The sequence below is a fragment of the Mesorhizobium sp. CC13 genome (assembly GCF_039907765.1).
Taxonomy (GTDB): Bacteria; Pseudomonadota; Alphaproteobacteria; order Rhizobiales; family Rhizobiaceae; genus Aminobacter.
The window spans coordinates 543,202-564,774 of record NZ_JARDJI010000001.1 but is presented as its reverse complement, the minus strand read 5'-3'; the positions used below and the strand labels follow the sequence as shown (position 1 = coordinate 564,774).

15 protein-coding genes are annotated in these 21,573 nt (G+C 67.2%); 3 read left to right on the top strand and 12 right to left on the bottom strand.

Annotated elements, in window-relative coordinates; genetic code table 11:
* The first annotated feature begins 20 nt into the window (after positions 1-20).
* Entirely contained in the window at positions 21-812 is a 792-nt protein-coding gene (locus tag PV773_RS02650; protein WP_347964831.1) for a helix-turn-helix transcriptional regulator, read from the top strand.
* Here the strand turns inward: PV773_RS02650 and PV773_RS02645 are convergent, their stop codons facing one another.
* Both PV773_RS02645 and PV773_RS02640 read right to left on the bottom strand, forming a co-directional pair.
* Positions 813-1,757, bottom strand: coding sequence for a DMT family transporter (locus PV773_RS02645; protein ID WP_347964830.1), 945 nt, complete (start codon positions 1,755-1,757; stop codon positions 813-815). It abuts the gene before it with no gap.
* Positions 1,757-4,066 carry a xanthine dehydrogenase family protein molybdopterin-binding subunit gene (locus PV773_RS02640; RefSeq protein ID WP_347964829.1) on the bottom strand — a complete coding sequence of 770 codons (2,310 nt, stop codon included), beginning with the start codon at positions 4,064-4,066 and terminating at the stop codon, positions 1,757-1,759. Before PV773_RS02640 ends, PV773_RS02645 begins: the two co-directional genes overlap by 1 nt.
* 149 nt (positions 4,067-4,215) lie before the next feature.
* On the opposite strand from PV773_RS02640, the gene pepN reads away from it, so the two are divergent.
* Both pepN and PV773_RS02630 read left to right on the top strand, forming a co-directional pair.
* Entirely contained in the window at positions 4,216-6,861 is a 2,646-nt protein-coding gene (pepN, locus tag PV773_RS02635) for an aminopeptidase N (RefSeq protein WP_347964828.1), read from the top strand.
* A 238-nt stretch (positions 6,862-7,099) separates the two neighbouring features.
* On the top strand, positions 7,100-9,433 hold the full coding sequence (locus PV773_RS02630; protein WP_347964827.1) for an ATP-binding protein: 2,334 nt from the start codon (positions 7,100-7,102) through the stop codon (positions 9,431-9,433).
* 45 nt (positions 9,434-9,478) lie between these two features.
* On the opposite strand, the gene PV773_RS02625 is transcribed toward PV773_RS02630, so the two are convergent.
* The 10 genes from PV773_RS02625 to PV773_RS02580 form a co-directional block, all read right to left on the bottom strand.
* On the bottom strand, positions 9,479-9,934 hold the full coding sequence (locus PV773_RS02625) for an acid-shock protein (RefSeq protein WP_347964826.1): 456 nt from the start codon (positions 9,932-9,934) through the stop codon (positions 9,479-9,481).
* Positions 9,935-9,999: 65 nt separating this feature from the next.
* Positions 10,000-12,963, bottom strand: a complete 2,964-nt coding sequence (locus PV773_RS02620; protein ID WP_347964825.1) for a bifunctional [glutamine synthetase] adenylyltransferase/[glutamine synthetase]-adenylyl-L-tyrosine phosphorylase — start codon at positions 12,961-12,963, stop codon at positions 10,000-10,002.
* Positions 12,964-14,406, bottom strand: a complete 1,443-nt coding sequence (locus tag PV773_RS02615) for a HAMP domain-containing sensor histidine kinase (RefSeq protein ID WP_347964824.1) — start codon at positions 14,404-14,406, stop codon at positions 12,964-12,966.
* Positions 14,406-15,080 carry a response regulator transcription factor gene (locus PV773_RS02610; protein ID WP_347964823.1) on the bottom strand — a complete coding sequence of 225 codons (675 nt, stop codon included), beginning with the start codon at positions 15,078-15,080 and terminating at the stop codon, positions 14,406-14,408. Before PV773_RS02610 ends, PV773_RS02615 begins: the two co-directional genes overlap by 1 nt.
* 232 nt (positions 15,081-15,312) lie before the next feature.
* Positions 15,313-16,845 (bottom strand): Do family serine endopeptidase, encoded by a 1,533-nt coding sequence (locus PV773_RS02605; protein ID WP_347964822.1) that lies wholly within the window; start codon positions 16,843-16,845, stop codon positions 15,313-15,315.
* A 107-nt stretch (positions 16,846-16,952) separates the two neighbouring features.
* Positions 16,953-17,420, bottom strand: a complete 468-nt coding sequence (locus PV773_RS02600) for a cytochrome c-type biogenesis protein (protein WP_347964926.1) — start codon at positions 17,418-17,420, stop codon at positions 16,953-16,955.
* Positions 17,420-19,405: a heme lyase CcmF/NrfE family subunit gene (locus PV773_RS02595; RefSeq protein WP_347964821.1), complete on the bottom strand. Its 1,986-nt coding sequence runs from the start codon at positions 19,403-19,405 to the stop codon at positions 17,420-17,422. The genes PV773_RS02600 and PV773_RS02595 overlap by 1 nt, the downstream gene beginning before the upstream one ends.
* An 11-nt stretch (positions 19,406-19,416) precedes the next feature.
* On the bottom strand, positions 19,417-19,857 hold the full coding sequence (gene ccmE / locus PV773_RS02590) for a cytochrome c maturation protein CcmE (protein ID WP_347964820.1): 441 nt from the start codon (positions 19,855-19,857) through the stop codon (positions 19,417-19,419).
* A 2-nt stretch (positions 19,858-19,859) separates the two neighbouring features.
* Positions 19,860-20,993 carry a c-type cytochrome biogenesis protein CcmI gene (ccmI, locus tag PV773_RS02585; RefSeq protein ID WP_347964819.1) on the bottom strand — a complete coding sequence of 378 codons (1,134 nt, stop codon included), beginning with the start codon at positions 20,991-20,993 and terminating at the stop codon, positions 19,860-19,862.
* 95 nt (positions 20,994-21,088) lie between these two features.
* Positions 21,089-21,529: a hypothetical protein gene (locus PV773_RS02580; protein WP_347964818.1), complete on the bottom strand. Its 441-nt coding sequence runs from the start codon at positions 21,527-21,529 to the stop codon at positions 21,089-21,091.
* Positions 21,530-21,573 lie beyond the last annotated feature (44 nt).

Genomic DNA, 21,573 nt, shown 5'->3' with positions numbered 1-21,573 from the left:
GCTCGCGCTAGGTTGCAGCCATGGACACGAACACCGTAGGCAGTCTCATCCGCGAATGGCGCACCAGGCGGCGCATGAGCCAGCTCGACCTCGCGATGGAGGCGGAGATTTCGCAGAGACACCTGAGCTTCATGGAAAGCGGGCGCTCGCTGCCCTCGCGCGAGATGGTGCTGCATCTGGCCGAGCAGCTTTCCGTGCCGCTGCGCCAGCGCAACCGGATGCTGCTGGCGGCGGGATATGCGCCGAGCTTCGGCGAACGGCCGCTGGACCACCCCTCGCTGGCACCGGCGATGGAAGCGGTGCGCATGGTGCTCAAGGGCCACGAGCCCTATCCGGCGCTCGCCGTCGACCGCCACTGGAACCTGATCGAGGGCAATGCGGCGCTTGCCCCCCTGCTCGCCGACGTCGAGGACGCCACGCTGCTGGAGCTACCGGTGAACGTGCTGAGGCTGAGCCTGCATCCAAGGGGTGTGGCGCCGCGGATCGTCAACCTGCACGAATGGCGGGCGCATCTGATCGAGCGCCTGAAGCACCAGAACGACACGGCGGGCGACCCGGTGCTCGCGGCGCTGGAGCAGGAACTGCTCGGCTATCCGGACGGGCCGCGGTCGGGGCGGCCGGTGCAGGGCGACGCCAACATCATCGCCCACCCGCTCAGGCTGCGCGTCGGCAACGCGGTGCTGTCGTTCATAAGCACCACCACCGTGTTCGGCACGCCGCTGGACGTCACGCTCTCCGAACTCGCCATCGAGTCCTTCTTCCCCGCCGACGAGGAGACGGCGGCGCGCCTGAGGGCGCTTGCGGCGGGATAGCTATTGCGGCGGCGCCGCCTTCTTGGCCGCCTTGCGCTCGATGCCCAAGCGCCGCTCGCGCAGGATGATGAAGATGCCGGCACCGATGACGATGGCCCCGCCGACCAGGGTATGGATGGTTGGCAGGTCACCGAAGACGAAGTAGCCGACGATGATGCCGAGGATCAGCGAGGTGTATTCGAAGGGTGCCACCGTCGACGCTTCGGCGTGGCGGTAGGCCTCGGTCATGAACAGTTGGGCGATGCCGCCGCAGACGCCGCCCGTCACCAGGAGTGCGGTCTGCTGCCACGACAGCGACTGCCAGCCGAACGGGATGGTGAACAGGGCCATTGCGCTCGCGCTCAGCGAGAACCACAGCACGATCGTGGCGGTGCGTTCGGTGTGGACGAGGTTGCGCACCAGCAGCATGGCGATGGCCGACAGCGAGGCGCTGACGAGCGCCGCGACGACGCCGATGGCCGCCTTGTCGCCCAGGCCGGCCCCCGACGTGAACAAGGTGAGCTTGGGCCACGACACGATGACGACGCCGATAAGGCCGATGGCGACCGCGGTCCAGCGATACATGCGCACGTTCTCGCCGAGGAACAGCGCGCTGAAGACGACGACCAGCAGGGGCTGGGCGTAGTTCAGCGTGATCGCCTCGGGCAGCGGCAGCTGGGTGAGCGCGAAGAAGCCGAAGCCCATGGCCATCACCCCCACAAGTCCGCGCATGATGTGCCCGAACGGCCGCCTGGTGACGAAGGCCGTGCCGAGTTCGCGCCGGAAGGCGAGGAACAGCAGGATCGGAAAGATGGCGAAGAAGGACCGGTAGAAGACGATCTGACCGGCCGGCACCTCGCCGGTCGCCTTGATGGCGGTCGACATGCCGACGAAGACGGCGACCGAGACGACCTTGAGGGCGATTCCGACGAGCGGCGACGAAGCGCCCTGACTTCCCTGGTGCATCACTTCTGCCGGGCCGCCTCTATTGCCGCCCAGACGCGCGCCGGGGTCGCCGGCATTTCGATGTGGTCAATTCCGTAAGCCCTGTACAATGCATCCGTCACCGCGTTGAGCGCCGCTGGCGTGGCGCCGATGGTACCCGCCTCGCCTGCCCCCTTCATGCCCATGGCATTGGTGGTCGAAGGCACGTTGCGCGTCTCGAAATGGAAGGACGGCACGGTGTCGGCGCGCGGCACCGCGTAGTCCATGAAGCTCGCCGTCAGCAGTTGCCCGTCCTCGCCATAGACCGCCTCCTCCGACAGCGCCTGGCCGATGCCCTGGACGACGCCACCATGGACCTGGCCGGCGAGCAGCAGCGGGTTCACGGTCGCGCCGAAATCGTCGACGATGGTGTAGGCGACGACCTCGGTCGTGCCGGTGTCGGGATCGATCTCGACCTCGCAGATATGGGTGCCGTTGGGATAGGTCGCCTCGTCCTGAACGAACTCGCCCATCGCCTTGATATCGTCGGGATTTTTCGCCGCGGCGTGGAGGCCGGCGAAGGAGATGACGTGGTCGGTGCCGACGATGCGCGCCTCGCCATTGCCAAGCTCGATGTCGGCGGCGGCGGCTTCCAGCTCGTCGGCGGCGATCTTCCTGAGCTTCTCCGCCAGCGCCGCGCCGGCGCGGGAAGCGGAGACGCCGCCGAGCGGGATCGAGCGGGAGCCGCCGGTGCCGCCGCCCTTGGCGAGCTGATCGGTGTCGCCCTGGTGCACGCTGATGCTCGCCACGTCGAGATTGAGCTTTTCGGCGACGAACTGGGCATAGGCGGTGGCGTGGCCCTGGCCGTTGGACTGGGTGCCGATGAACACCGACACCGTGCCGTCGGCGTTGAGCTCGACGCGCGCGGGCTCGGAGCCGGCAAAGGCACAGGCCTCGATGTAGGTCGCCATGCCGATGCCGCGGATCTTTCCCCGCGACCTGGCCTCGGCGAGCCGGCCCGGGAAGCTTGCCCAGCCGGCGCGTTCCATCGAGAGGTCCATGTGCGCCTCGAACTCGCCGACGTCGTAGCGCCTGCCGGTCTGGGTGCGGTAGGGGAACTGCTCGGGGCGGATGAAGTTGCGGCGACGGATCTCGTCGACCGGGAGCCCGAGGTCGCGGGCGCAGGCATCGACGAGCTTCTCGACCAGAAGTGCTGCCTCCGGACGCCCTGCCCCGCGATAGGCATCGACGGGACAGGTGTTGGTGTAGACGCCGGTGATCGTCACATCCAGCGCCTCGATATCGTAGACGCCGGTGGACATGCTGGCGCCGATATGGGCGATGATCGGGCCGTATTGCGAGATGTAGGCGCCGACGTTGGAGATCAGGCCGACACGCAGGCCGAGGAAGCGGCCGTCCTTGTCCATCGCCATCTCGGCGGTCACGAAATTGTCGCGGCCCTGGGCGTCGGCGAGGAAGTGCTCGGTGCGGTCGCCGGCCCACTTCACCGGACGGCCGAGGCGTTTTGCGGCCTCCAGCACCAGCGCGTGCTCGCGATAGACGAAGGCCTTGGTGCCGAAGCCGCCGCCGACGTCCGGGGTGACGACGCGGAGCTTGTCGGCGCCGATCCCGAACACCTGGCCGGTGAGGATGTTGCGCATCGAGTGCACGCCCTGCGACCCCGTGGTCAGCACGAAGCGGTCCTGGTCCTGGCGCCACTCGCCGATGGCCGAACGCGGCTCCATGTAGTTGCAGATGAGGCGGTTGTTGACGAACTCGATGCGGGTGACGCTGTCAGCGGCAGCGAAGGCGGCGTCGGTCTTCGCCTTGTCGCCCAGATGATAGGTGAAGGCGCGGTTGGAGCCGAGTTCCGGCCAGACCAGCGGTGCGCCGTCCTCCAGCGCCGTGGCGGTGCCGGCGGCCGCCTCCTCGTCGTCGTAGTCGACCTCGATCAGTTCGGCCGCGTCCTGGGCGAGCGCGCGGCTGTCGGCGACCACGAAGGCCACGGCATCGCCGACATGATGGACGCGGTCGCGGCAGAGGATCGGGATATCGCGCGTCGGCGCGCGGGTGCCGTCGGGCTGCTTCTGCATGACCACCGACTTGAGGTCGCCGAGATGGGCGACATCGGCGCCGGTCAGCACCAGACGCACGCCGGGTGCTGTGCGGGCGGCATCGAGCGGGCCGATGCTGAAGCTGGCCTTGGCGACCGGCGAGCGCAGCACGTAGCCGTGCAACTGTCCCGCCGGCGAGACGTCGTCGGTGTAGCGGCCACGGCCGGTGACAAAAGCGCCATCCTCGACGCGCAAAACGGACGCGCCCATCCCGAATTTCGGCGTGACGACAGTCATATCGGCCTCGTGAGGATTGGTGGGGGAAGCGCAGCAGATGTGCGACCCTGAACAGTTTTGCCGAGGGGGCGTTTCGTGTAAAGACCAGCGGCCGCTTATTTTTTCTACCAGAGCGGCGAGCAGAGCGACGACGACAGGAAGGCCATCACATGCGTACCGATACCGGACAGGTGTTTCGCCTCGAGGATTACCGGCCGAGCGACTACCTGATCCCGGCGACCGAGCTCGACTTCAGGCTCGGTGCGGACAGCACGCGCGTGGTGGCGAAGCTGACGATCGAGCGGCGCGCGGGTATCGAAAAGCCGGTCCAGCTGGAACTCGACGGCGACGGGCTGACGCTGCGCCGCATCGAGATCGACGGCGAGGCCGTGGACGCCGCCAATTTCGACGCCACGCCGGAGCGGCTGGTGATCTACAATCCGCCCGGCTCCGGCCGCTTCACGCTGTTGATCGAGACCGAGCTCGCGCCGTCGCGCAACGAGGCGCTGATGGGGCTCTACCGCTCCAGCAAGGTCTACTGCACCCAGTGCGAGGCCGAGGGCTTCCGCCGCATCACCTACTTCCTCGACAGGCCGGACATCCTGTCGGTCTACAGCGTGCGCATCGAGGCCGAGCGTGCCGAGGCCCCGCTGCTGCTCTCCAACGGCAATCCGGTCGAGAGCGGCGATCTCGGCCAGGGCTGGCACTACGCCGTCTGGCGCGACCCCTTCCCCAAGCCATCCTACCTGTTCGCGCTGGTTGCCGGCGACCTCGGCTGCATCAAGGACCGCTTCGTCACCGCCTCCGGCAAGGAAGTCGAACTCGGCATCTATGTCGAGCACGGCAAGGAGAACCAGGCCGGCTACGCCATGGACGCGCTGCAGCGCTCGATGAAGTGGGACGAGGAGGTGTTCGGCTGCGAGTACGATCTCGACGTCTTCAACATCGTCGCCGTGTCCGACTTCAACATGGGCGCGATGGAGAACAAGGGTCTCAACATCTTCAACGACAAGTACGTGCTTGCCGACGAGGAGACCGCGACGGACGTCGACTTCGCCAATATCGAGGCGATCATCGCGCATGAATATTTCCACAATTGGACAGGCAACAGAATCACTTGCCGCGACTGGTTCCAGCTCTGCCTCAAGGAAGGGCTGACCGTCTTCCGCGACCACGAGTTCTCGGCCGACCAACGGTCGCGGCCGGTCAAGCGCATCGCCGAGGTGCGCACGCTGCGTGCCCACCAGTTCCCCGAGGACCAGGGGCCGCTGGCCCATCCGGTCCGCCCCAGGCGCTACCGCGAGATCAACAACTTCTACACCGCGACCGTCTACGAGAAGGGCTCGGAGGTGGTGCGGATGATCCGCACGGTGCTCGGCGCCGAGACGTTCCGAAAGGGCATGGACCTCTATTTCGAGCGCCACGACGGAGACGCGGCGACGATCGAGGATTTCCTCAAGGTGTTCGAGGACGTGTCGGGCCGCGACCTGTCGCAGTTCGCGCTCTGGTACCACCAGGCCGGCACGCCCAACCTCAGCGTCACGACCACGCACAATCCGGCGGGCGCCGAATTCACCATCGAGATCGAGCAGTCGGTGCCGCCGACGCCGTCGGAAACCCGCAAGCGGCTGATGCACATCCCGCTCGCCTTCGGCCTGGTGGGGCCGGACGGCAAGGACATGGCCTACCAAGACGTCGATGGAGCGACGATCGAGCACGGCGTCATCCACGTGCGCAAGCGCAGGCACGTGGTGAAGTTCTCGGGCGTGGCGGAGCGGCCGGTGCTGTCGCTCAACCGCGGCTTCTCGGCCCCCATCACGCTGACCGTCGAGCAGCGGCCGGAGGACAAGGCCTTCCTCGCTTCGCACGACAGCGATCCGTTCTCGCGCTGGCAGGCGTTCAACACGCTGCTCACGGATGCCACCATCGCCGCCTTCAGGAACGTGCTGGGCGGCAAGCAGCCCGAGTTCGGCGCCGAGCTCGCCGCACTGGCGGGCCGCATCGCCGGTGACGGCAGCCTCGAGCATGCCTTCCGCGCGCTGGCGCTGGCGCTGCCGGGCGAAGCCGACGTCGCCCGCGAGATCGGCAAGAACATCGATCCCGACGCCATTTTCGCCGGCCGCGAGGCCCTGGCCAGGTCGATCGCCGAGGCAAATTACGGAATCTTCTCCGGCCTTTACGGCGACTTGCGAATGTCGGGCGCGTTTTCGCCGGACGCCGCCAGCGCCGGCCGGCGCGCATTGCGCAACACGCTGCTCGACTATCTCGCCGTGCAGCCCGGCGGCGCGAAGCTCGCGGCGGCGCATTTCACTTCCGCGACCAACATGACCGACCGTGCCGCGGCACTCACCGTGCTGGTGCACCGCCATGGCGGCTCGGCGGAAGCCACGGAGGCGCTGGCCGAATTCGACAAGCGCTATCGCGGCGATCCGCTGGTCATGGACAAGTGGTTCATGATTCAGGCCACGGCCCCGGGCCCGCAGGCCGTCGACGCCGTCAGGGCGCTGACCCAGCACCCCGCCTTCTCAATCGCCAATCCCAACCGGGTGCGCTCGCTGGTAGGCGGCTTCGCCAGCGCCAACCAGACGGGCTTCCACCGCGCCGACGGCGCCGGCTACGCGTTCTTCGCCGACATGGTGCTGACCGTCGAGAAGCGCAATCCCCAGGTGGCCGCGCGGCTGGCCACGGCACTCAGGTCGTGGCGTTCGCTGGAGCCGAAGCGCCAGGCCAAGGCGCGCGCGGCGCTGGTTTCCATGCAGGCCAGGGAAGGCCTTTCGGCCGACCTGCGCGACATCATCGAGCGTACGCTCGCCTGATACGGAGCTTGATCCGGGCCAGGCAAGTCTGCGGGAAAGCGGCAGTCTCCTGCATCAGGGACCGCCGCCGTGGATCGCGCGATGCGCAGCGGTCAATTCGGCTGGCTTTTAGCCGAATTTTAATCTTTTTCGCCCGCCCCACTGGACAAGGCGAATCGCCTTTGATTCTTTAGTGACGATTCGGAAGTGCGGTGTTGCCGGATCAGTCAAATCAGAACGGGATTACGGGGAGCCATTTATGGCCAAGGCGGACGCGTGGGGCGCGCCCGATGAGAATGCTGTTGTCCGACGCAGGCAGGCGCGCGACGCCGGCCTGGCGGGCAATGCACGTCTCATCGCCGAACCCGCCTACCGCCGGCTGCTGGCCGCGGAACCGCTGCTGCGCCGCTCCATCCCAACGCTGATCGTCATCTTCCTGCTGGTGGTCGCAGGAGCGCGCTTCCTCTCGCTGATGGCGCTCAGGGACGACGTCGAACAAAACGCCAAGGCCATCCTGACGCTCGCCGCCGCCGACATGGTCAACTCGCTGATGCTGAACACGGCCGAAGGCGAGCCGCTGGCAACCGCCGGCCAACAGCTCGTCGACGGAGCGGACCAGCAAGGCGCGCTCGGGCGCAGCCATGTGATCGCGCTCACGGACCAGAATTTCCGCGTCATCGCCGTGTCGCCGCAGTCGACCAGCTGGCAAGGGCAGTCGCTGGACACGATCGTCGCCGGCGGGCAGCCGCTGTTCATGTTCGGCGAGCGCGCCGGCGTGATGGCCGTGCGCATCGGCGGCCAGGACTGGTTCGGCGCCGTGAGCCTGGCCGAGGGCAAGCGGGCGGCGGCGGCTGTGCTGATCCCGCAGGACGCCGTCTTCGCCGACTGGCGCAAGACGCTGTCGCTCAACGTCTCGCTGTTCGTGTTCACGGCCGGCATCCTGTTCATCATCCTCTACGCCTATTTCACGCAAGCCGCCCGCGCGCAGGCGGCGGACGCCATCTACCTCGAGGCGCACCAGCGCATCGACCTCGCGCTGGTGCGCGGCAAATGCGGCCTGTGGGACTGGGACATGGTGCGTGGAAAGATGTACTGGTCGCGCTCGATGTACGAATTGCTGGGCTACGAGGCCTGCGACGCGATGCTGTCGTTCGGCGAGGTCGCCCGCATCATCCATCCCGAGGACGGCGACCTGTTCGAGCTCGCCAACCAGGTGGTGGGGCACGAGATCGACCACATCGACCGCGTGTTCCGCATGCGCCACGCCGACGGCCACTGGGTGTGGATGCGCGCCCGTGCCCAGGTGGTCGACCCCGAGGCGCCCGAGATCCAGATGACCGGCATCGCCGTCGACATCACCGAGCAGCGCCACCTGGCGCAACGCTCGGAGGCGGCGGACCTCAGGCTGAGGACCGCGATCGAGAACATCACCGAATCCTTCGTGCTCTGGGACGCCGGCGACCGGCTGGTGATGTGCAACTCCAAGTACCAGCAGGACAACGGGCTCAGCGACCGCGACGTGCTGCCCGGAACGCCACGCGAAGAGCTCGAGGCGCGCATGGTCGCGTTCATCTCCGAGCGGCGGCTCGCCAACGCCAACGGCCCGCGCGCCGGCGCGACCTACGAAAGGCAGCTCGCGGACGGGCGCTGGCTGCAGGTCAACGAACTCAAGACCCGCGACGGCGGCATCGTGTCGGTCGGCTCCGACATCACCCAGATCAAGCAGCACCAGGACAAGCTGATGGAGAGCGAGCGCCGTCTGATGGCGACCATCCACGACCTCAGCCTGGCACGCCGCGCCGAGGAGGATCGTTCCAACGAGCTCGTCGACCTCAACCGCAAGTACATGAAGGAAACCGAGCGCGCCGAGGCTGCCAACCGCGCCAAGTCGGAATTCCTGGCCAACATGTCCCACGAGCTGAGGACGCCGCTCAACGCCGTCATCGGCTTCTCGGAGCTGATGGAAGGCAAGCTGTTCGGACCGCTCGGCTCGCCGCGCTACGACGAATATGCGCGCGACATCAATTCGAGCGGCAAGCACCTGCTCGGCGTCATCAACGACATCCTCGACATGTCGAAGATCGAGGCCGGCCAGTTCTCGATCGATCGCGAGGAGATCGACCTGTGCCCGCTGATCCGCGAGACGGTGCGGGTGGTGTCGCTGCAGGCGGCGCAGAAGGCCATCACGCTCGATACCCAGATCGCCGAGCAGATGACGCTGTTCGCCGACCGCCGCGCTATCAAGCAGATCGCCATCAACCTGCTTTCCAACGCCGTGAAGTTCACCGGCGAGGGCGGCCGCATCACGGTGCGCGCCCGCAACGCAACCGGCGCGCTGACGCTCAGCATCGAGGACAGCGGCTGCGGCATCCCCAAGCATGCGCTGGCCAAGCTCGGCCGGCCGTTCGAGCAGGTCCAGAACCAGTTCTCGAAGAACCACGAGGGCTCGGGCCTCGGGCTCGCCATCTCGCGTTCGCTCGCCGAGCTGCATGGCGGCGCGCTCAAGATCCGCTCCACCGAAGGCGTCGGCACGATCGTCTCGGTCCGCATTCCGGTGCGCAGGGTGCTGCGGCCGATGCAGAAGGCGGCCTGATCAAGCTTATGCCGGCGACCGGGGGATCGCCGGCACCACGTTCCCTTACTGACGCATCCGCCAGCGGCCGCCGCCGTCGCGGCGCGGCATCTCGTCCTTGACGATCTTGCCGTCGTCATTGCGGTCGAGCAGGGCAAACAGCTTCTTCTGCCGCGACTCGATCTCCGCATTGGTCAGCGCACCGTCGCCGTCGGCATCGAAGCGCTCGACCATCCGCTGCGCGGCGCGCTCGGCTCGCATGCGCATGATCTGGTCGGCGATCTCCGCCACCGTCATCTTGCCGTCGCCATTGCCGTCCGCATTGGCGAAACGCTGGTCCATCGCGGCGGCGAATTCGTCGAAGGTGACGTCCCCGCTCTTGTCGGCATCTGCCCGCTCGAGCCGCGGCATCATCTCCATGCCGTGGCCGCGCGGACCGTCCTGGGCCGCTGCGAGGGCCGATGTTCCGGCCGTGCCGGCAAGGGCGAGGAAGGCAATCGAGAGTCTGGTCGATTTACTCATGGGTCTTCTCCTGTTGCATCGTCACCCCCGATGCGAACCGAAGCGCCAATGGGCCTCCGTGGGCTTCATTTGCGCTTCGCGCGTAGCAAGCGGTCGAAATGCATCCGAACCGTTTGCGACGTCTCCTTGAGATGGGCCTCCAGCACCGCGAAATCGGGCAGGTCGGTCACCGCCAGGAGCAGGTCCGACAGTCCCGGCGGGACGTCGGCGCGCTCGAAGGCGCCGGTGAGGCACAGTCTCGTCATCTGTGTGATGGCCGAATAGAGGCCATAGGCGGCGATCAGGTCCTCGCGTAGCTGGGCGCCGGCGAAGCTCGGCGCCAGCCGGTGCAGCACCTCGGCCGTCGCGGTCGAGTGCCCCTCGCCTTCGAGGCCGCCGGTAAGGGCCGCCACCTGGGCGATGAACTCCAGGTCGATCAGGCCGCCCGGGATGAGCTTGATGTCCCACAGGTCGTGCGGGGGTTTTTCGTCCTCGATCAGCTGGCGCATGTCCCGCGCCTCGGCGGCGACCTTTGCTGCATCGCGAGGCAGCGCGATGACGGCCGTGACCTCCGCCTCCACCTGGTCGCAGAGCGAGGGGTCGCCGGCGATCGGGCGCGCGCGCGTCAGCGCCATGTGCTCCCAGGTCCACGCCTCGCTGCGCTGATACTTGCTGAACGCGTCGACATGGGTGGCCACAGGACCCTTGTTGCCCGAGGGGCGCAGCCTGAGGTCAAGCTCGTAGAGTACGCCTTCCGCGGTCGGCGCGGATACCGCCGCGATCAGCCGCTGGGTCATGCGGCTGTAATAGTGCGACGGGGCAAGCGGCTTGTCGCCGTCGGATTCTTCGGCGTGGGCGTCGTGGTCGTAGAGCAGGATGAGGTCGACGTCGGAGCCGGCGGTGAGCTCCCGGCTGCCGAGCTTGCCCATGCCTAAGATGGCGACGCGGCCGCCGGGCACGCTGCCGTGACGGCGCGCGAACTCCGCCTGGACCGCGTCGAGGGCCGCGCCGACGGTCAGGTCGGCAAGATCGGAGAAGGCCTTGCCGGCACGCGCCGGTTCGATGGCGCCCGCCAGCAGCCGCACGCCGATCAAGAACTTCTGCTCGGCGGCAAAGATGCGCAGCCGGTCGAGCACCTCCTCGTAGAGCGAGGTGCTTTCGAGAAAGGCCGCGAGACGGGCGGCGAGATAGGCGCGGTCGGGCAGTTCGGACAGCAATGCCGGATCGAGCAGGCCGTCGAAGACATGCGGCCGGCGCGTGATGATGCCGGCGAGCCGGGGTGCGGCACCCATGATGGTGGCCACCAGCTTGAGCAGCGCCGGGTTGGACTGGAGCAGGGAGAACAGCTGGATGCCCGCCGGCAGTCCGGCCAGGAACTCGTCGAAGCGCATCAGCGCCTCGTCGGCCCTGCGCGTCTTGCCGAAGGCCTCGAGCAGCGCCGGCGTCAGCTCCGTCAGCCGTTCGCGCGCCTCCGCCGACTGGGTCGCACGATAGCGGCCGAAATGCCAGGTGCGGATGACCCTGCAGATGTCGCTGGGGCGCTGGAAGCCCAGCTGCCGCAATGTGTGCAGCGTGTCCGGATCGTCGACGTCGCCGGTGAAGACCAGGTTGCCGATGCCGGAGGAAAGCTCGGGCGCGGCTTCGAACAGGGCCGCATAGTGGCGCTCCACTTCCTGGAGCGATGCACGGAACACCTTGGAAAAGGCATCGGCATCGGCAAATCCGAGCATGTGGGCGATGCGGGCCAGGCCCTCGTCGTCTTCCGGCAGCATGTGCGTCTGCTCGTCGGCGACCATCTGGATGGCGTGCTCGACGCGGCGCAGGAACCAGTATTGCCGTTCGAGCGCATCGCGCGCCTCGGCGGTGATCCAGCCGCGCACGGCGAGCTGGTCGAGCATCGGCACGGTGGCCCGGCCGCGCAGCTCCGGAAAGCGGCCGCCGGCGATCAGCTGCTGGGTCTGGACGAAGAACTCGATCTCGCGGATGCCGCCGCGGCCGAGCTTGACGTTGTGCCCCTTCACGGCGACCTCGCCATGGCCCTTGTGGGCATGGATCTGGCGCTTGATGGAATGCACGTCGGCGATGGCGGCGTAGTCCAGGTACTTGCGCCAGACGTAGGGGCGAAGCTCCTTGAGGAAGGCCTCGCCGGCCGCGATGTCGCCGGCCACCGGCCGGGCCTTGATCATCGCCGCGCGCTCCCAGTTCTGGCCGCGGCTTTCGTAGTAGTGCAGCGCGGCGTGGATCGAGATCGCCAGGGGCGTAGAGCCCGGGTCGGGACGCAGCCTGAGGTCGGTGCGGAAGACGTAGCCGTGCTCGGTGCGGTCCTGCAGGATGCGCACGAGACGGCGGGTCAGGCGGGAGAAGAGATCCGTCGCCTCGTGCGGGTCGACGACCGCCGGGGCCTCAGGGTCGAAGAAGACGACGAGATCGATGTCGGACGAAAAGTTCAGCTCGCGCGCGCCGAGCTTGCCCATGCCGAGCACGATCCAGCCGGAGCCTGCGGCGGGCACGTCGGGGTCGGGCAATTGCAGCTTGCCCTGGCGGTGCGCGTCGCGGAGCAGGAAATCGATCGCAGCGCCCGTGCAGAGATCGGCAAGGCTGCTCAGCCTGTGGACCGTCTCCGACGCGTCGGCCTCGCCGGCAAGATCGGCCAGGGCGATGAGGAAATGCGCTTCCGACTTCAGCCTGCGCAGGCGCATCATCAAGTTGGCTTCGGTGACGTCCGCCTCGCGCGGTGCCGCCGCTATGGCCTCGCCGATCGAGCGCAGGCGCTCGTCGACCGAATGGTCGAACAGGCGGTCGAGCATTTCCGGCTGCCGGCGCGCGCTATCGCGCATGAATTCGGAAAGATCGAGCACCGCCGCGAGAAAGCGCTGGGCCGCCCCCCGGCCCTCGAGGAAGGCGACGAGGCGTCCGAGATCGGCCTCCCCCGCATGGCCGGCAAGCTCCGCGAGGTTGCTTGCCGCTGCCTCGGCATCCAGCGGCGTCAACTCCATCCTGGGCGCCAGGCGCCATTCCTGAGCAGTCTTGGTCGCGGCCGGGCTCTTCATCTATTCGTCCTTGGATCCGGGAAAGGCCATCTGGACGGATAATCCGGGATTGCCGGGCAAAAGATCAAGCCGGCCCTTGTGAAAGTCCATCACCGCCTTCGCGAGGCTGAGGCCCAGGCCGGAGCCCGGCTGCGAGCGGCTCTGCTCCAGGCGCACGAAGCGCTCGGTGGCGCGCTGGCGGTCGCCTTCGTCTGGGATGCCGAGGCCGTTGTCCGACACCGTGAGGCGGATCTCGCCGTCGCGGCGTTCGAGGGAAACCGCGACAGCGGGCTTCTCGACCGCGCCGGCGGAATATTTGAGCGCGTTGTCGACGATGTTCGAAAGCGCCTGGGCGATCAGCTCGCGATTGCCGCCGACCACGAACTCGCCCGCCGCCTCGCTGGAGAAGGCGACGCCCAGTTCCTCGGCCACGGGCTCGTAGAGATCGATCACATCGCGGACGACCGGCCCCAGATCGACTTTCGCCAACGGCTCGGCCGAATAGCCCGCCTCCAGGCGCGAGATCATCAGGATGGCGTTGAAGGTCCGGATCAGCTGGTCCGACTCGGCGATGGTGACATCCAGGGCCTCGCGGTAATCCGCACCGCTCTTCTTGCCCGAGAGTGCCGCCTCCGCACGATTGCGCAGGCGGGTCAGCGGCGTCTTGAGGTCGTGGGCGATGTTGTCGGAGACCTGCTTCAGCCCTTCGTTGAGATGGGCGATGCGGGCCAGCATGGCGTTGAGATTTTCCGACAGGCGGTCGAACTCGTCGCCGGCACCGGTGACCGGCAGCCGGCCGCTCAGATCGCCGCCCATGATGCGCCGGCTCGCCTCGGACACGTCGTCGATGCGCTTGAGCGCGCGCCGGCCGACGAAGTACCAGATCAGCAGTCCGCCGACCGCCATCATGCCCAGCGCCACCATCAGCGAGCGCTGCACGACGCTGCGGAAACGCTCGGGTTCGCCGAGATCGCGGCCGACCATGAGGATCATCTGGTTGGGCAGGCGCAGCACGACCGCAATCGCGTTGTGGCCGACCGCAGGAACGGCAACTCCTTGCTCGTCGGACCCTCCCTCGCCGCGCCGGATCTCGCCGTAGCGCTCGTAGGAAAACGGCAGCTCGGTCCAGCCGTCGCGTTCGAGCACGCCCGGCTGGATGCTCTGGACGTTGCCCGACAGGATGCGGCCGTTCGGGTCGGCGAGGAGATAGAGGTTGGCGCCGGGCTGGCGGGAGCGCTGGCCCACGACCCGCACCAGGACCGGGATGCCGCCGCGCTGATAGGCTCCGGCGAGGCCCAGCACTTCCTCGTTGACGGTCTCCCTGGTCTGCGCCAGCAGCATGCGCGCCGACAGCGACGTCATGTAGAAGACGAGCAAGATGGCGCAGAGGGCGAACAGCAGCAGGTAGAGCGCCGAAAGGCGCGCCGCGGTCGTCTTCATGATGGCCGGCAGCCCGAGCCCCATCAGCCGGCCTTGAGCATGTAGCCGGCGCCGCGGACCGTGTGCAGGATCGGCTTGTCGAACCCCTTCTCGATCTTGCCGCGGAGCCGCGACACGTGGACGTCGATGACGTTGGTCTGCGGGTCGAAGTGGTAGTCCCAGACGTTCTCCAGCAGCATCGTACGGGTGACCACCTGGCCGGCGTGGCGCATCAGGTATTCGAGCAGGCGAAACTCGCGCGGCTGCAGCGTGATCTCGTGGCCGGCGCGCCGCACAGAATGGCCCAGCCTGTCGAGCTCCAGGTCGCCGACGCGGTAGACCGTCTCGGATTCACGCGCCGGTGCGCGCCGGTTGAGCACCTCGACACGGGCGAGAAGCTCGGAAAAGGCGTAGGGCTTGGTCAGATAGTCGTCGCCGCCGGCCCTGAGGCCGGTGACGCGATCGTCCACCTCGCCAAGGGCGGAGAGGATTAGGACCGGGGTGGTGTTGCCCCGCGAACGCAGCCCAGCGATGACCGAAAGCCCGTCGCGCCTGGGCAGCATGCGATCCACGACCATGACGTCGTATTCGCCGGCATCGGCCAGGGCAAATCCGGAGTCGCCGTCGCCGGCGACATGGGCGGTGTGGCCCGCTTCGCCGAAGGCCTTCTGCAGGTAGTCAGCAGCCTCGCGGTCGTCTTCGATGACGAGAATCTTCATGGCGCCGTTATACGCGATTTTGTCTGAGAGCAGAGGCAGCATGTCGTGCCTTCCAGGTCCTGGGGCGGCGCCGATCGACAGGTTCGGCGCATCGCCGCAAGCGGCAGCGGGAGACAGGTCCCGCTGCCGCTGGAGCCGTTTCGACGAGTGACAGACGATCCGGCCCCGCCGCTCCCGCCACTTCAACTCGGGGGTGAGAAAGCCGAGCGGCGGGAGCGTTCAGCTCGGTCGATCAGCCCTGGTTGACCGGCAGCGCGACGAAGCGATTGGAATTGTCCCGGCTGATCTGGAACAGGACGGCCTTGCGGCCGGCCTTCTCCGCCTGGTCGAGCACCTTGGTCACGTCGCCCGGCGCATTGACTTCCACCGAGTTCACCGTGGTGATGACGTCGCCGGCCTGGATGCCGCGATCGGCCGCGTCGCTGGAGGGGTCGACGTCGGTGACCACGAGGCCCTTGCCGTCCTCGGAACGCGTGACCGTCAGGCCGAGATCGGCGAGCGAGCTGGGTTCGCGGGCGTCGGCGGGCTCGTCGGCCGCAGCGCGCTTCTCCGCGCCGGGGATCTCGCCGAGGCCGACCTTGAACGACTGGGCCTTGCCGTCGCGCCAGACGGTGACGTCAACCGACTTGCCGGGCGCGATGCCTGCGACCAGCTTCGACAGTTCCTTGGGCGAGGCGACTTCCTTGCCGTCCACCGCGGTGATGATGTCGCCCGCGGCGATGCCCGCCTTCCTGGCCGGGCCGTCGTCCTGGGCGCTGGCGACGATCGCGCCCTTCTCGCTCTTCAGCCCGAGCGACTCGGCAATGTCCTTGGTAACCGGCTGGATCTCGACGCCGAGCCAGCCGCGCTGGACGCTGCCGTTCTTCATCAGGTCCTGCACCACCTGCTTGGCGGTCGAGGCCGGGATGGCGAAGGCGATGCCGACATTGCCGCCCGAGGGCGAGAAGATCGCGGTGTTGATGCCGACGACCTCGCCGTTGAGGTTGAAGGCGGGGCCGCCGGAATTGCCGCGGTTCACCGCAGCGTCGATCTGGATGAAGTCGTCATAGGGGCCGGCGCCGATGTCGCGGCCGCGTGCCGAGACGATGCCAGCGGTGACGGTGCCGCCGAGGCCGAACGGATTGCCCACGGCGACGACCCAGTCGCCGACACGCACCTTGGAGTCGTCGGCGAAGCCGACATAGGTGAACTTGGTGTCGGCATCGACCTTGAGGACAGCGAGATCGGTGCGCGGATCGGTGCCGATGAGCTTGGCGTCGTATTCCTTGCCGTCGTCGCTGACGATCGTGTAGGCGCTGCCGCCTTCGACGACATGGTTGTTGGTGACGACATAGCCGTCAGCGGAGATGAAGAAGCCGGATCCTTGGGCAACCGGGCGCGGACGCGCATCGCGCCCACGGTTGGGGCGGTTGTACTGCCCGCGGTTGTTGTCGCCCTCTTCGCCGAACTGGCGGAAGAAACGCTTGAGCGGATGATCCTCCGGGAGGTTTTCGAAGTCGCGCTGGTCGAAGAACGGCGACCCGCCACGGTCGGCGACCGGGTTGACCTTCGCCTTGACCTGCACGCTGACGACGGCCGGCGAAACCTGATCGACCACATCGGCGAAACCGGGAGCCTGGGCCGACTCGACGCGCACCGCCTGAGCAAAGACGGGAGCGGTTCCGCCGGCGACGGCACCCAGGCCGATCGCACCGGCAAGGGCGACGGACGCGGCGGCTGTCAGAAGGCGCTTGCGCGAACTCGAATGGGAGGTGGGGGTGCTCATCTTCTCTGATCCTCTTGAAGGGATGCCCGAAACATCCGGTGCTCAAGAGAGAGAGAGGCTCACATTACCGCGCCATTTCCGAAGGATGAAACTTTCGTAATGTTGGCTCAGCCGTCCTTGTGCAGGATCGAGTCGAGCAGCTTTTCCTCTTCGCTGCTCAGTCCGGCCGGTTCCTGCCTGCGACGCGACCGGGCCGAGAAGAAGATGAAGGCGCCACCGCCGGCCAGAAGCAGGATGGGTGCGCCCCACAGCAATGCATTGCGCAGGTTGAAGCGCGGCTTGAGCAGCACGAACTCGCCGTAGCGCGCAACGATGAAGTCGACCGCCTGGGCGTCGCTGTCGCCGGCCACCAGGCGTTCCCGAACCAGCACCCGCAAATCGGCGGCTAGCTCGGCGTCGGAATCGTCGATCGACTGGTTCTGGCACACCAAGCAGCGCAGTTCGGCGGAGATGGCGCGGGCCCGTGCCTCGAGAACGGGGTCGGCGAGCATTTCGCTCGGCTTGACCGCCAGGGCGGTGCCCGCGAACAGGAAGACGGCGAGGAAAGCCGCCGTCGATGTCAGGTTCGTTTTCATCACGACACCGCGCCAACCTTCGCGACCGCCGACCTGCGCCGCGCCGGCGCCCCGACGCGCAGGCGCCGGTCCATCAGCGAAACCGTGCCGCCCGCCATCATGAACAGTGGCCCGACCCAGATCAAGAGGACCATCGGCTTCCACCACAGGCGCACCACGACCAATCCATCGGGAGAGGTGTCTCCGAGCGAGATGTAAATCTGGCTGAGCCACATCGTCCTGATGCCCGCTTCGGTCGTCGGCATCTGGCGCGCAGGGTAGAAGCGCTTGGCGGATACGATCTCGGCGACGGCCCTGCCCTCAGCGTCGAGCAGGGAGAACCGCCCCTGGTCTTCCGTGTAATTCGGGCCGCGCGCCGGCTGGAGCCCCTCGAAACGCAGGCTCTTGCCGGCGATCTCGACGACCTGTCCCTGCTTCATCACCAGGATGGCTTCGCTCTGGAAGGCGATGACGCCGACAATGCCCAGAAGCGTCAGGCCGAGGCCGAGATGCGCCAGCGTCGTGCCAAACACCGAGCGCGGCAGACCGATCAGACGCCGCACGGCGACCGCCGGCGCCACCGATCCGACGCCAGACTTGAGGGCAAGGTCGGTAAGCGCACCAAGCACGAGCCAGGTGGCAAGTCCGGCGCCGAGGGCGGCGAAGACCGAAGTTCCGTCGACGAACAGCAGCGCGGCCAGCACCACCAGCAACGCCCCGCCGAAGGCGAACATCAGCCGCTGCGCGACGGCCGCCACGTCGCCCCGCTTCCACGCCAGCAACGGCCCGAAGGGCACGATCGCCAGCAGCGGCAGCATCACCGGGCCGAAAGTCAGGTTGAAGAACGGCTCGCCGACCGAGATCTTTTCGCCGAACAGCGCCTCGACGACGAGCGGGTAGAGCGTACCGATGAGCACGGTCGCCGTCGCCGTCGTCAGGAACAGGTTGTTCAGGACCAGGGCGCCTTCGCGCGAGATCGGGTGGAAGAGGCCGCCGGCGGTCAATGACGAGGCGCGCAGGGCAAAAAGCGTCAGCGAGCCGCCGATGAAGAAGGTCAGGATGCCGAGGATGAAGACGCCGCGGCTGGGGTCGCTGGCGAAGGCGTGGACCGAAGTGAGCACGCCCGACCGCACCAGGAAGGTGCCGAGCAGGGAAAGCGAGAAGGTCAGGATCGCGAGCAGCAGGGTCCAGATCTTCAGCGCCGACCGCTTCTCCATCACGATCGCCGAATGCAGCAGTGCCGTGCCCGCAAGCCAGGGCATGAAGGAGGCGTTCTCGACCGGATCCCAGAACCAGAACCCGCCCCAGCCGAGTTCGTAATAGGCCCAGTAGGACCCCATTACGATGCCGCCGGTCAGGAACACCCAGGCAGCCAGCGTCCAGGGCCGAACCCACCTCGCCCATGCGGCGTCGATGCGGCCTTCGATCAGCGCCGCGACGGCGAAGGAGAAGCAGACCGAAAAGCCGACATAGCCGAGATAGAGCAGCGGCGGATGCACCGCGAGGCCGATGTCCTGGAGAATGGGATTGAGGTCCCGGCCCTCGATCGGCGCCGGGATCAGCCGCCGGAACGGATTGGAGGTGATAACGATGAAGAGCAGGAAGGCGGTCGCGATCCAGCCCTGCACCGCGAGCACGTTGGCCCTGAGGGTGGCGGGTAGATTGCCGCCGAAGACGGCGACCATCGCGCTGAACATGGCCAGGATCATGATCCACAGCAGCATGGAGCCTTCGTGATTTCCCCAGGTGCCGGTGATCTTGAAGAGCAGCGGCTTCAGCGAATGGGAGTTCTCCCAGACGTTCACGACGGAGAAGTCCGACTTCACATAGGCCATCGTCAGGGCGGTGAACGACAGGGCGATCAGCGCCAGCGTGGTAATGGCCGCCGGGCCGCCCACCGCCATCAGCCTTGCGTCGCCGGTGCGTGCACCAACCATGGGAACCACCGACTGCACGACCGAAAGGACGAGAGCCAGGATGAGTGCGAAGTGACCGATCTCGACCATGTCGATGCCGCCTATTGTTTGGTTTCCTGCCAGACGCCCTTTTCCTTCAGGCTGTCTGCGACTTCCTTGGGCATGTAGTTCTCGTCGTGCTTGGCCAGCACGCTGTCGGCGATGAAGACGCCGTCGGACCCGAAGCTGCCTTCGGTGATGACGCCCTGCCCTTCGCGGAAAAGATCCGGCAAGATGCCGGTGTAGCGCACCTTGACCGTGCTGTCGGTGTCGGTGACGCCGAATGCCACCTCGACGCCCGTGCCGCGCACGATCGAGCCGTTCTCGACGAGGCCGCCGAGGCGGATGCGCTGGCCCGGCTCGAGAGTGGCCGCCTGGAGATCGCCCGGCATATAGAAATAGGAAGCCTTCTGGCCCAGTCCATAGAAGGTGAGAGCCGTGGCGGCGCCGAGAAAGGCGAGCGCCCCGGCGATGACAGACAAACGCTTCTGCTTGCGCGTCATGATTACTCCGTCACCCGCAGACCCAGCGTCCCGGCCAATTCCGAGAGCTTCCTGCCACCGTCGCTGTCGCGGCCGAGCGCCGCATAGCCCCGGTCGAACGCATCCTGCGCAAGGTCCTTCTTGCCCAGCACCGAGTAGGAACGGACCAGACGCAGCCATCCTTCCGGATCGGCCGGGTTCTGGCGCAGCTTTTCGTCGAGGCCGGCGACCATGTTCTCGATCATGGCCGTGCGGTCGCCCGACGACATGGAGGCGGCCGCCTCGATATCGGCATCGGTCGGGCCGGGCTGGCCGGCGCCGGCACTCGGGGTGGCGGGGCCGACGGCCCGCGCGGCGGCCTGTTCGGCAGCCTCGCGCCAGGGCGAGTCGGCAGGAAGGTCGACAACCATCTGCCGCCACATGGCGGCAGCCTCGGCAAGCTTGCCCTCCTGGGCCAGCGACAGGCCGAGGAAGTAGTGTGCCTTGGCGTTGGCCGGTTCGAGCTGGACCGCCGCATCGAAGGCGGCACGCGCATCGGCAGTGACTATGCCGCCGGCAGCAGCCGTCATCGCCTCGCCGAGACCGGACTGGCGCGTCGCGTTCGTACCCAAGAGCTTGATGGCATTGCCGTAGGCGACGACAGCATCGTTGACGCGGCCGGTCCGCATATAGACGGGAGCCAGCACGTCCCACCCCCTGCCATCCGACGGATTGGCGACGAGATGGGCCTCGGCACGGGCAATAAGGTCACTTACCGAACTGTTGGCCGGATTGTCGGCCATGCGGGCACTGAGCGGCTGATCAGGGATGTCGGGAGAGCCTGACAGCGTGTAGGCGCCCCAACTGACCAGCGGGACGGCCAGCACGGCGATGCCGCCGACGATCTTGGCGGCCGTCAACGACCCACCCGAGGCCTTCGGCTGATCGCCGGTACCAAGCCGCAGGATACGCCGTGCGATCTCTGCCCGCGCATGTTCGGCATCGGTTGCGGCAATGACGCCGCGCGCCGCGTCCTTGTCGATCTCGGCCAACTGGTCGCGATAGACTTCGAGGTCATGGCTGCGGTCGACCTCCTGTTCTGCTCGCCGCGCAAGCGGCAGCAGAATGGCAAGACTTGCAACCAAAGTAAGTGAAGCGGCTACGACCCAGAACAGCATGGCGAATAAATAGCCAGCGGCGACAGAACTGCCAACATCGCCGCCCTGCGGCTTATTGACGATTCAGTTGCCGCAGCCGGCGGCTGCCGCACAGCTCAGCTCAGCGGCGTCCAGCTGCCGTCGGGGTTGCGGCAGGCCGTGCCGCGGGCGACGAGCGGCGTGCCGCCGGTGAAGACGGTCTGCGAATACTGCCTGCAATCCTGGGAGCCGACCCTGTAGGGCTGGGCCGCGACGACTTCGCCGGACTGGCGTTCGCCCTTCCAGGCGACGGCCTGCCCGCCCTGGCCGTATTCGAGCGCCCGGTACTCGGCTTCGAGGGCCTTGCGCCGATCGCCGCTGCTCAAACCGCCACCGATCGAGCCACCGATGAGCCCACCATCCATGGCATCGATGATGCGTGCGGCTACCTTGCGGTTGGGGCCGGCGGCATCCGCCCCTCCAACCGAGGGAATGATGCCATCACCGCCCCCCAGCCCGCTGGTCGCACAACCGGATATGGCAAATAGCCCGGCGATCATCGCCAACCGAAGTCTCATATCTATCAACGGTCCCGAATTTCTCGTCCACTTACAAGGAGTTG